This window comes from Brevibacterium sp. RIT 803 (assembly GCF_016892625.1).
Lineage (GTDB): Bacteria > Actinomycetota > Actinomycetes > Actinomycetales > Brevibacteriaceae > Brevibacterium.
In genome coordinates this window covers 157182-169596 of sequence record NZ_JAFEMW010000006.1, presented here as the reverse complement: position 1 = coordinate 169596, position 12415 = coordinate 157182, and the positions used below count along the sequence as shown (strand labels likewise).

Genomic DNA, 12415 nt, shown 5'->3' with positions numbered 1-12415 from the left:
CTGAGCTCATGCTGAAAATTGGTCTCACCGGTGGAATCGGTGCAGGGAAGTCAACCGTGTCCGAGATCCTCGCCGCACATGGTGCTGTGATCATCGATGCCGACAAGATCGCCCGGGAGGTCGTCGCGCCGGGGGAGCCCTTACTCGAGGAGCTTGCGAAGAGATTCGGCGAGGATGTCATCACCGGCGGCGGGCTCGACCGGGGCCAGCTGGCAGCAGCGGCATTCGTCGACGAGGAGTCGACCGATGCGTTGAATGCGCTCATGCATCCCGCGATCCGCGACCGCACCCTCGAGCACTTCGCCAGGCATTCCGACGCCGAGGTGGTCGTCCACGATGTGCCGCTGCTGGTCGAGAATGCGATGGCCCCTGCCTATCACCTCAATCTCCTCGTCGACGTTCCGTCCGATCTCCGGCTGCAGCGTCTGATGAGTGCCCGGGGCATGGATCGTGCCGATGCCCAATCGCGTATCGCACGGCAGGCAGACGACGAAGAACGCTATGCAGTCTGCGACGTGATCATCGACAATGCTGGTTCGGTCAATCAGACGCAGGAGCGAGTTGCGCGCCTCCTCGACGATCGGATCCTGCCGTTCGCGGCCAATCTGGAAGCTCAGCGTCGTGCGGCACGGGGGCCGGTCGAGCTCGTCGACCCGACTGATCAGGACTGGCAGATGCAGGCGCAGCGGATCATCGCAAAGCTGCACCACGGCATCGGCTCACGGTTGCGCATCGACCACATCGGTTCCACAGCAGTTCCCGGCCTGGCGGCCAAGGACGTCATCGACCTGCAGCTCCTGGTGCCCGATCTCGACACCGCACGTGGACTGTCTGACACTCTGGCCGATCTGGGGTATCCGGGCGATGACGCCGTCGACAACCTCGGCCAGGGGCAGTTCGAGTCCAAACGGTTCCACGCGAACACGGACCCGGGGCGGGCCGTCAATCTTCATGTCCGAACCGAGGATTCAGTCGGTGCCGTCTTCGCACAGGAATTCGTCGAACTGATGCGCACGGACTCAGCCGAACGCGAGAAGTACGCACAGGTGAAGCGAACTCTGGCCGATGACCACGCCCGCGATGCGCACACCGCGGGATATGCCGACGCCAAGGAACCGTACTTCCTGACGATGCGCCGACGACTCGTCCCAGCAAGCTTCGACTGAGCAGTTCACAGCGGAGTCTCGGCTCAGCGGTTCACTGTGTCATGGGCGAGGGTTAGTGTTGGACCATGAGCTCAGAACGTCCCCTGCCAGCCATCGGCCACAGGCCCGATGTCACGCGCACAGTCGCCCCGTTCGAAGTCGTCTCCGAATACTCTCCATCCGGCGATCAGCCCACCGCGATCACCGAGATCTCGGAGCGCCTCGACCAGGGAGAGCGGGACATCGTGCTGCTCGGCGCCACCGGTACAGGCAAGTCCGCGACCACGGCCTGGCTGATCGAACAAGTTCAGCGACCAACCCTGATCATGGCACCGAACAAGACTCTGGCCGCGCAGCTGGCCAATGAGTTCCGGCAGTTGCTGCCCAACAACGCGGTCGAATACTTTGTCTCCTACTACGACTACTATCAGCCCGAGGCCTACGTCCCGCAGACCGACACCTTCATCGAGAAGGACTCCTCGGTCAACGATGAGGTCGAACGCCTGCGCCACTCCGCGACGAACTCTCTGCTGACCCGGCGAGACGTCGTCGTCGTCTCCACCGTGTCCTGCATCTACGGCCTGGGTACACCGGAAGAGTACGTCGATCGGATGGTGACCCTCAGACGGGGCGAACAGTGTGACCGCGACGAGCTCCTCAAACGCTTCGTATCGATGCAGTACGCACGCAACGACATGGCATTCACACGTGGCACCTTCCGCGTCAGAGGCGACACCGTCGAGATCATCCCGCAATATGAGGAACTCGCCCTGCGGATCGAGTTCTTCGGCGACGAGATCGAAACTCTCCAGACGCTGCATCCTCTGACAGGCGAGATCGTCCGGGAAGAGGAGACGATCCACGTCTTCCCCGCTTCGCACTATGTCGCCGGTGAGAACCGGATGGGGAGAGCCGTCAGCGAGATCGAGAACGAACTGCAGACGCGGTTGAGCGAATTCGAATCGCAGAACAAACTTCTCGAGGCCCAACGCCTGAAGATGCGCACCACCTATGATCTCGAGATGATGGAGTCGATGGGGTTCACCTCCGGCATCGAGAACTACTCGCGGCACATCGACGGACGTCCCGCCGGGTCGGCACCGAACTGTCTGCTCGACTACTTCCCAGAGGACTTTCTCCTCGTCATCGACGAATCCCACGTCACGATCCCTCAGATCGGCGGCATGTACGAAGGCGACATGTCACGCAAGCGCACGCTGGTCGAACACGGATTCCGACTCCCCAGCGCGATGGACAACAGGCCACTGAAGTTCGACGAGTTCCGTGAACGCATCGGACAGGCCGTGTATCTGTCGGCGACTCCGGGCAACTTCGAACTGGGAAATGCAAATGGCTACGTCCAGCAGATCATCCGACCCACAGGTCTCGTCGATCCGGAGATCGTCGTCAAGCCGACGAAGGGACAGATCGACGACCTGCTCGACGAGATCAGAACTCGCGTCGATGCACAGGAGAGAGTCCTGGTCACCACGCTGACGAAGAAGATGGCCGAGGATCTCACTGACTACCTCCTCGAACACGATGTGAGAGTGCAGTACCTCCACTCGGACGTCGACACACTGCGCCGAGTCGAACTTCTGACAGAGCTCAGGGCCGGCGAGTTCGATGTCCTCGTCGGAATCAACCTTCTGCGTGAGGGCCTCGATCTGCCAGAAGTCTCCCTTGTGGCCATCCTCGACGCTGACAAGGAGGGTTTCCTGCGTTCGGCCACCTCCCTGATCCAGACGATCGGTCGCGCGGCTCGTAACATCAACGGCCAGGTTCATATGTACGCCGACACCATCACGCGGTCCATGCGTGAGGCCATCGACGAGACCGATCGTCGACGCGAGATACAGGTCGCGCACAACAAGGAACACGGCATCGACCCCATGCCGCTGGTCAAGAAGATCGCCGACATCACCGAACGCCTGCAGCGAGAGGACGCGGACACGCGTGAGCTCCTCACCGAATTCGACTACGGCAAGGGCAAACGCGGTTACAACTCGACGCTCACCGACGAACAGCGTCAGGCAGCAGGCACGTCCGGTTCCCTGCGCCCACCGGCAGCCGACCTGACCGAACTCATCGAGTCACTGACCTCGCAGATGCACACGGCGGCAGCGGAGCTGCAGTTCGAGCTCGCGGCCCGGCTGAGGGACGAACTCTCGGATCTCAAGAAGGAACTGCGGCAGATGAAGCAGGCCGGGCACGCCTGATTCGACCCACGTGCTCATGCACATGCATCCGCACGACTATACTGGTGTGGCTGGCGAAAGGGAGTATCCCGTCCATCCGTGCTCGTCACCACGATCCGTCAGAGGGTCCGGGCACGGAGCGCACGCCGCCACTGTCACAGTGGTCATAGCGTGGGAGAGACTTTCGGCACGGATACATCACTGACACCTTTGAAAGGCATCCATGGATATCCTGTCCTCCACACTCGCAGCAGGCGGTCAAGCCGCAGCTGGGAGTGAGTCCGTCATCCCCGCGTGGTTCATGATCACCTCGGGCATCGTCGTCGTTGCGATCCTCGTCTTCGACCTGCTTCTCGTGATCAAACGGCCGCACACTCCGTCGATGAAGGAAGCGGGCATCTGGGTCGCCTTCTACGTCGGCCTCGCCATCATCTTCGCCGGAGCGCTCTTCGCCATCGGAGACTCAACTCACGGCAGTGAGTTCCTCACCGGCTGGCTGCTCGAATACTCGCTGAGCATCGACAACCTGTTCGTGTTCATCATCATCATGGGCAGCTTCTCGGTACCGCGGAAATATCAGCAGGAAGTCCTGATGGTGGGCATCATCATCGCCATCGTCTTCCGCGGCATCTTCATCTTGGCCGGTTCCGCGATCATCACCGCATTCGTCGAGGTCTTCTTCATCTTCGGCATCTTCCTCCTCATCGTCGCCTTCCGCCAGGCATTCAGCAATGAAGATGAGGGCGACGGAGAGAACGGTCTCATCCGACTCCTGCGCAAGCGGATCAACGTCGTCGACGAGTACCACGGCAACAGCCTGCGCGTGACGATCGAGGGCAAGAAATACTGGACGCCCATGTTCATCGTCTTCATCGCGATCGGGTCCACGGACGTCATGTTCGCCCTCGACTCGATTCCAGCGATCTTCGGCGTCACACAGAACACGTTCCTCGTCTTCACCGCGAACGTCTTCGCGCTGATGGGTCTGCGCCAGCTCTACTTCCTGCTCGGAGGTCTCGTCGACAAGCTCGTCTACCTCCATTACGGAATCGCGGCGATCCTCGCCTTCATCGGTGTGAAGCTCTTCATCCATGCTCTGCACGAATCGGACTGGGGCTTCCTGTCCTGGGGCAAAGCAATCCCAGAGGTGCCGACCTGGTTGTCGCTGAGCTTCATCGTCTTTGCCATGGTGGTGGCGACACTCGCCTCATTGGCGAAGATGAAGAAGGACGGCATCCCTATTCGCAGCTCGAACTCCAGCTCAGCGGAGTCAGACGCCTCGCAGGACTGAGTGACCGATCCTGCTGCCGCAGGTGCGGCTGTGCGCGGGTGTCCTCCCGAGTGGGGACACCCGCGCGCGTGGGCCATGCGGCACGAGACTCAAGTCTCTGAGAGCAGGCTCAGTCCTGGGAGAACGGACCGAAGACTGGGGTCCACTCCCGAACGATCGTCTCGTCGATGACACCGATCGAAGCATAGGGATCGTTCGCCAAGTGAGCGTCGATTTCCTTGCGGTCGGCGGCCTGCAGCAACAGCAGACCTCCGGGAACCGGTTCATTGTCCAACGGGCCCGAGGCCAAAACGGTTCCGGCTTCGTACAGATCGGCCTGCCACGCACGGTGCGCAGGTCGTGACTCCATCCGGGCGTCGGTATCTGGTCCATAGACATAGTTGACAGCGAAAACCGGCATCTGAAACTCCTGAGGTTCGATCAATAGGATGGACATCAGTCTAAACGGAAAGGTCTGTGCATATTTGTGGTGCGATTGCAGGAGATCCCAGCGGAATTCGCTGATGAAGACGCAGTGTATGAGGCGTTCGGCGACTACTGCGAAGAGCTGGGGATCGAACCGTATCCCGCCCAGGACGAAGCCATCCTCAACATTTTGGCCGGCGACAACACTATCGTGGCCACTCCCACAGGTTCGGGCAAGTCCCTCGTGGCACTGTTCGCCCTCTACCAATCGTTCACCCGCGGGATCAGGGCCTACTACACGGCCCCGCTCAAGGCGCTGGTGAGCGAGAAATTCTTCTCCCTCATCGACGCCTTCGGCGCGGAGAACGTCGGTATGATCACCGGCGATTCCACCGTCAACGGGGAAGCGCCCGTGATCTGTGCGACGGCCGAGATCCTGGCGAACCAGGCTCTGCGCGAAGGCGGAATGGTCGACGCAGGCATGGTCGTGATGGACGAATTCCACTATGTCGCCGATCCTTCTCGCGGGTGGGCATGGCAGGTGCCCCTGCTCGAGATGCCACAGGCGCAGTTCGTACTCATGTCGGCGACGCTGGGCGACACGAGCGAGATCTGTCGCACCATGGAAGAGACCACCGGCCGCGACAGCTCCGTCGTCACCTCGGCGACCCGACCGGTTCCACTCGAGTACGAGTACTCCACCGAGACACTCTCTGACACATTGCGCTCCCTGGTGCGCAACGACAAAGCTCCCGTCTATGTCGTGTCCTACTCCCAGGCAGGCGCAATCGATCTGGCCACAGGCCTGTTGTCCGTCGATCTGGCGTCGAAGGAACAGAAGGCCGCGGTCGCAGCAGCCATCAAGGGGTTCACCTTCGCGAAGGGATTCGGACAGAGCCTGCGCAAGCTGCTCCTGCATGGCGTCGGTGTCCACCACGCGGGCATGCTGCCCAAATATCGCCGTCTGGTCGAACAGCTCGCACTCAAGGGTCTGCTGTTGGTCATCTCAGGCACCGACACGCTCGGCGTGGGCATCAACGTTCCCATCCGCTCTGTGCTGCTGACAGGACTGACGAAATTCGACGGCCGGAAGATGCGCAAACTCAGCGTCCGCGAATTCCAACAGCTGGCAGGCCGCGCGGGTCGCGCGGGGTTCGACACCCGTGGCTACGTCATCGCGCAGGCACCCGAACATGTCATCGAGAACATGCGGGCAGAGGCCAAGGCGGCCAATGCCGACAAGAAAAAGAAGAAGGTCAAGAAGAAATCAGCCCCGGCCGGATTCGTCGGCTGGTCGGAGGAGACCTACACCAAACTCATCGAATCCCAGGCCGAATCTCTGCGCTCACGTATGAAGATCGACCATTCGACGATCCTCAACCTCGTCGCCCGGCCGGGATCGGACGTGGGCACGATCAGCCGCTTCATCGACAAAACCCACGAAAGCCGGGAACGTCACCTTGACCTCAAACTCACAGCCTTGAGCATCGGCCGCTCTCTCATCGATGCCGGCCTCATCGAAGCGAGGGGAGGCGAACTGGTCCCGACCACCGACCTTGGGCCCCAATTCGCCCTCAACCAGCCGTTGGCGCCCTTCGTGCTCGCCGGTCTCGAACTCCTCGACCCGGAGTCGGAGACCTACGCCCTCGATGTGGTCTCGCTCGTCGAATCCACCACGCCGGTGCCGTTTCCCGTCCTTAAGGGCCAACTCGATCGGCTCAAGAAGGACACCCTGGCCGAACTCAAAGCAGACGGCCTCGAATACCCCGAGCGCATGGCCATCCTTGACGAGATCGAAGGACCGAAGCCGCTGGCAGATGTCCTCGATCCCGCCTTCGAGCACTTCATCGTGGTGCACCCGTGGCTGCGGGCGGGGAACTTCGAACCGAAGTCGATCGTTCGTGACATGATCGAACAGGCAATGGGCTTCACCCAATTCGTCAGCTACTACACTCTCACCAGGGTGGAGGGCAGCCTCCTTCGCTACCTCACCGACGTGTTCCGCGCGCTGACACACAATGTGCCCGCCGACAACAGGACGGAGGAGCTCTCGACCATCATCGAATGGCTGGGGGAGACGATCGCCCGCACCGACTCGTCTCTGCTCGACGAATGGCGCACCCTGCAGGGGCTGTCCCCGACGGACTTCGCCGACGAAGAGCTGCCAGACCTCGATCGCAAGTTCTCAGACAACGAGCGAGTCTTCACCGCCGAGGTGCGCAATGCCCTGTTCCACCGGGTGCTGTTGGCAGAACGTGCCGACTACGCCGAACTGGGCCGCCTCGACGCCGACAGCGGCTTCGATGCCACGGCGTGGGAGGACGCGATCGAAGACTTCTACGAGGAATACGGCGACCTCCTCACCGATGGGAAGGCCAGAGGCAAGGAATATATCTCGATCGAACCTGGTTCCCAGACGTGGACCGTCCGTCAGACCTTGGCCGATCCCGATGACAACAGGGACTGGGCCATCGACGCCGAGGTGGATGTGCCGGCAAGCGACGAAGCCGGAGACATCGTGCTCCGAATCCTCGCGGTCGGAGAGATCAGCGCCCGTCCCCATACAAGCAATGTCAGTGCCGAGTAATACAGTGGTCAGGTGATGAAAACTAACAGCGGTGAGCAGTCGACAGGCGTGTCACATCTCGACACTCTGTGGGTCAAGGGCGCACGCGCCCATAACCTCAAGAACGTGGAGGTCGCCCTACCTCGCGATTCCATGATCGTCTTCACCGGTCTCTCGGGGTCGGGGAAGTCATCTTTGGCCTTCGATACGATCTTCGCCGAGGGGCAGCGCCGTTACGTCGAGTCCCTGTCCTCATATGCCCGAATGTTTTTGGGCCAGATGGACAAACCCGACGTCGATTTCATCGAGGGCCTGTCGCCGGCGGTGTCGATCGACCAGAAGTCGACCTCCCGCAACCCTCGCTCCACGGTCGGCACCATCACCGAGGTCTATGACTTCCTGCGCCTGCTGTGGGCTCGCATCGGCGTGCCGCATTGCCCCGTGTGCGGTGAGATCATCACGAAGCAGACTCCACAGCAGATCGTGGACCAGCTGCTCGAACTCGAGGAGCGGACGAAGTTCCTCGTGCTGGCTCCCATCGTCCGTTCCCGCAAGGGCGAGTTCGTCGACCTCTTCACCGAGCTGCAGGCCAAGGGCTTCTCTCGCGCCATCGTCGATGGAGAGCAGATCAGCCTCAGCGAACCTCCCACCTTGGAGAAGCAGTACAAGCACACGATCTCCGTCGTCGTCGACCGTTTGGTGGCGAAGTCGGGTCTGCGCCCACGCCTGACCGACTCCGTCGAGACTGCGCTGGGCCTGGCCGACGGACGTATCGATGTCGAGATGGTCGACGAAGGCGTGACCCGAACCTTCTCGGAGCACATGTCGTGCCCGAACGAGCACCCGCTGGCGATCGACGAGATCGAACCCCGCACATTCTCGTTCAACTCGCCCTTCGGTGCCTGCCCCACCTGTGACGGCATCGGCACTCGGCTCCAGGTCGATGAGTCACTCGTCGTTCCCGATGAGGACCTCAGTCTCGGCGAGGGTTCGATCGCCCCCTGGGCCGGCGGAAAACAGGTGACGAAGTACTTCAACCGCCTCCTCAAAGGTCTCGGCGATGAACTCGGCTTCGATATGAAGACCGCGTGGAAGGATCTGCGCACCTCCGACAAGACTGCGATCCTGACCGGCAAGGACTACAAGGTCCACGTCAAATACAAGAACCGGTTCGGACGCGAACGCACCTACTCCACCGGATTCGAAGGCGTCTACCAGTACATCCAGCGCAAGCACGAGGAAACAGAGTCGGAATGGTCGCGGGAACGCTACGAGTCCTACATGCGCGAAATTCCCTGTGCGAGCTGCAACGGTGCCCGACTCAAACCGGAGATCCTCGCCGTCAAGGTCGGCGGAAAGTCGATTGCCGAGGTCTCCGAGCTGGCTCTTGACGAATCCGCCGAGTTCCTCTCACAACTGGAACTGGACTCTCGCGATGCGGCAGTTGCGGCCCAGGTGATGAAGGAGATCAACGCACGTCTCGGCTTCCTCCTCGACGTCGGGCTCGACTACCTCAGCCTCGACCGGCCCGCTGGCTCGCTGTCCGGCGGTGAGGCGCAGCGCATCCGCTTGGCCACACAGATCGGCTCCGGCCTCGTCGGGGTCCTCTACGTCCTCGACGAGCCCTCGATCGGTCTCCACCAGCGCGATAACCGACGACTCATCGAGACACTGAACAAGCTCAAGGAGCTCGGCAATACCCTCATCGTCGTCGAACACGACGAAGACACCATCTATTCGGCCGACTGGATCGTCGACATCGGTCCAGGTGCGGGCGAGCACGGGGGAGAGGTCATCTACTCGGGCCCAGTCGACGGTCTCAAGGACGCAGATCGCTCCATCACCGGTGACTATCTCGCCGGACGCAGAGCCATCCAGGTCCCGACCACTCGCAGGCCCGTGGACAAAGACCGTGTCGTCACGGTTGAGAAGGCCGTCGAGAACAACCTCCGTGACGTCTCTGTCTCCTTCCCCCTCGGTGTGCTCACCGCGGTCACCGGTGTCTCCGGCTCAGGCAAGTCGACCCTGGTCAACGAGATCCTCTACACCCAGATGGCCAATGTCCTCAACGGCGCCTCTCGGGTTCCGGGCCGACACAAGCGAGTCACCGGACTGGACAATCTCGACAAGGTCGTCCACGTCGACCAATCACCGATCGGCCGTACCCCACGGTCGAACCCGGCGACCTACACCGGGGTCTTCGACCGCATCCGGCGTCTGTTCGCAGAGACCGAATCGGCGAAGATCCGCGGCTACCAGCCGGGGCGGTTCTCCTTCAACGTCAAGGGCGGACGCTGCGAGAACTGCAGCGGCGACGGCACGATCAAGATCGAGATGAACTTCCTGCCCGACGTCTACGTCACCTGCGAGGTCTGCGGGGGAGCCCGCTACAACCGCGAGACGCTTGAAGTGACCTTCAAAGGCAAGTCCATCGCCGAGGTGCTCGAGATGCCGATCGAGCAGGGTGCCGAGTTCTTCGCCGCGATCCCTGCCATCGCCCGACACCTCAACACCCTTGTGGAGGTCGGGCTGGGCTATGTTCGCCTCGGCCAGCCCGCAACCACTCTCTCCGGTGGTGAAGCCCAGCGAGTCAAACTCGCGGCTGAGCTCCAGAAACGGTCCCGCGGTCGCACCGCCTACGTTCTCGACGAACCGACCACCGGACTGCACTTCGAAGACATCTCGAAGCTGCTCCATGTGCTGCAGGGGCTCGTGGAAAAGGGCAACACGGTCATCGTCATCGAACACAACCTCGATGTCATCGGCAACGCCGACCATGTCATCGACCTCGGCCCGGAGGGCGGACGAGGCGGTGGAAAGATCATCGCCCAGGGCACCCCGGAAGAGGTGGCGGTCAATAAGAAGAGCCATACCGGGCGATTCCTCAAAGCGTTGCTCGATGGCTGATCCAGCGTCCTACCGCCCGGCCACAGGCAGCATTCCGACCTCGGCCGGGGTCTACAAATTCCGTGACCCCGACCGGCGTGTGATCTATGTCGGGAAGGCGAAGAACCTCCGCAATCGGTTGAACTCGTACTTCTCGAACCCCGCGCAGCTGCATCCCCGGACCTCGACGATGGTCCACACCGCTGCCTCAGTGGAATGGACTGTCGTCGACACTGAGGTCGAGGCGCTGCAGCTCGAGTGGACGTGGATCAATGAGTTCAACCCGCGGTTCAACGTCATGTTCCGCGACGACAAGTCCTACCCGTATCTCGCGATCACGATGAACGACGAGGTGCCGCGGGCCTTCATCACCCGTGGCAAACGTCGTAAGGGCGTGAAGTACTTCGGACCCTTTGCCCAGGTGTGGGCGATCAAGGACACGCTCGACCTGCTGCTGAGGGCCTTTCCGATGCGCACCTGCACCGCCGGAGTGTACAGACGAGCCGAACGCAGCGGGCGTCCCTGCCTGTTGGGATACATCGACAAATGCGCCGCCCCCTGTGTGGGACAGATCAGCGTTGAGGGCCACAAGGATCTGGCCCGCAGCATCTCTGACTTCATGTCCGGCAACACGGGTCGATTCATCAGCTACCGGCAGAAGGAGATGGCTTCGGCTGCCGAGGAACTCGATTACGAACGGGCAGCCCGCCTGCGGGACGAGATCACGGCGCTGCAGAAGGTGCTCGACAAGTCAGCGGTCGTGCTCTCCGTCAACGCAGACTGCGACGTATTCGCTCTCGTCACCGAGGAGCTCGAAGCTTCGGTGCAGGTCTTCCACGTCCGTCAGGGACGCATTCGGGGACAGCGCGGCTGGATCATCGAACGCTCTGACGACCACAGCCCTGCCGAACTCACCACCGATTACCTGCGTCAGGCTTACACGGGTCTCGATGCGGATGCCATTCCCCGCGAGATCCTCGTCGACACGGTCCCTGCAGATATCGACTCGCTCGAGAGCTGGCTGAGTGAACAGCGCGGATCCAAAGTCGCCGTGCGGGTTCCGGAACGCGGAGAGAAGAAGGCCGTTCTCGAGACCGTGGCGAAGAACGCGAAAGAAGCTCTGCTCCAGCATAAGCTCAAGCGTTCCTCCGATCTGACCACGCGCAGCACGGCGCTCAAGGAGATCCAGGAGTACCTGTCGCTGCCCGAGGCGCCCCTGCGCATCGAATGCATCGACATCTCTCACACTCAAGGCTCCAATGTCGTGGCCTCACTCGTGGTGTTCGAAGACGGTCTCGTGAAGAAGCGCGACTACCGTCACTTCGCCATTCACGGCGAGGCCGCAACCGATGACACGGCGTCGATGTATGACGTCGTCTCACGTCGCTTCAGCCGTTATCTCGAACAGATGAGCTCCGATGAGCCCGATGAACGGTTCGGGTACCGTCCCAGCCTGCTCGTCGTCGATGGGGCCGGCCCGCAGGTCGCGGCGGCCACCAGAGCCCTGCACGATCTGGGCATCGTCGACATCTCGGTAGTCGGTCTGGCCAAGCGACTCGAAGAGGTCTGGGTCCCAGACGATCCGTTCCCCGTCATCCTGCCCCGGAACTCAGAGGGACTGTTCCTCATGCAGCGCCTGCGCGATGAGGCTCATCGCTTCGCCATCAGCTACCACCGATCGAAGCGGGCCAAGGCGATGACCAGCTCCGTCCTCGATGACATCTCCGGACTGGGCGAGTCGAAGAGGACCGCGCTGCTGCGCCATTTCGGCTCTGTGAAGAGGGTGCGAGCGGCCAGCATCGAAGAACTGTGCGAGGTTCAGGGCATCGGCCGGGCTCTCGCTGAGAAGGTCGCGGCCGCCCTCGCGGAATGATCTCACGGTGCTCGGAGACCGACAGGGCAGCAGGCACTGAGCCCACAGGCG

General features: G+C 61.7%; 7 protein-coding genes. 6 read left to right on the top strand and 1 reads right to left on the bottom strand.

What is annotated here, in order from left to right; translation table 11 throughout:
* The first annotated feature begins 8 nt into the window (after nucleotides 1-8).
* The 3 genes from coaE to JTF07_RS18750 all read left to right on the top strand — a co-directional run bounded on the left by coaE (nucleotide 9) and on the right by JTF07_RS18750 (nucleotide 4634).
* Entirely contained in the window at nucleotides 9-1166 is a 1158-nt protein-coding gene (gene coaE, locus JTF07_RS18760) for a dephospho-CoA kinase (protein WP_204235724.1), read from the top strand.
* 65 nt (nucleotides 1167-1231) lie between these two features.
* Nucleotides 1232-3364, top strand: coding sequence for an excinuclease ABC subunit UvrB (gene uvrB / locus JTF07_RS18755; protein ID WP_252199941.1), 2133 nt, complete (start codon nucleotides 1232-1234; stop codon nucleotides 3362-3364).
* 202 nt (nucleotides 3365-3566) lie between these two features.
* Nucleotides 3567-4634: a TerC family protein gene (locus JTF07_RS18750; protein WP_204235723.1), complete on the top strand. Its 1068-nt coding sequence runs from the start codon at nucleotides 3567-3569 to the stop codon at nucleotides 4632-4634.
* 109 nt (nucleotides 4635-4743) lie between these two features.
* On the opposite strand, the gene JTF07_RS18745 is transcribed toward JTF07_RS18750, so the two are convergent.
* Nucleotides 4744-5034 carry a YciI family protein gene (locus JTF07_RS18745; RefSeq protein WP_204235722.1) on the bottom strand — a complete coding sequence of 97 codons (291 nt, stop codon included), beginning with the start codon at nucleotides 5032-5034 and terminating at the stop codon, nucleotides 4744-4746.
* A 66-nt stretch (nucleotides 5035-5100) separates the two neighbouring features.
* Here JTF07_RS18745 and JTF07_RS18740 point away from each other — a divergent pair, with 66 nt between their 5' ends.
* Genes JTF07_RS18740 through uvrC form a run of 3 tightly spaced genes read left to right on the top strand, consistent with a single transcriptional unit; the run spans nucleotide 5101 to nucleotide 12364 of the window.
* On the top strand, nucleotides 5101-7626 hold the full coding sequence (locus JTF07_RS18740) for a DEAD/DEAH box helicase (protein ID WP_204235721.1): 2526 nt from the start codon (nucleotides 5101-5103) through the stop codon (nucleotides 7624-7626).
* A gap of 15 nt (nucleotides 7627-7641) precedes the next feature.
* Complete coding sequence (gene uvrA / locus JTF07_RS18735; protein ID WP_204235720.1) at nucleotides 7642-10512, top strand: excinuclease ABC subunit UvrA; 2871 nt, start codon at nucleotides 7642-7644, stop codon at nucleotides 10510-10512.
* Nucleotides 10505-12364, top strand: coding sequence for an excinuclease ABC subunit UvrC (uvrC, locus tag JTF07_RS18730; protein WP_204235719.1), 1860 nt, complete (start codon nucleotides 10505-10507; stop codon nucleotides 12362-12364). The genes uvrA and uvrC overlap by 8 nt, the downstream gene beginning before the upstream one ends.
* Nucleotides 12365-12415 lie beyond the last annotated feature (51 nt).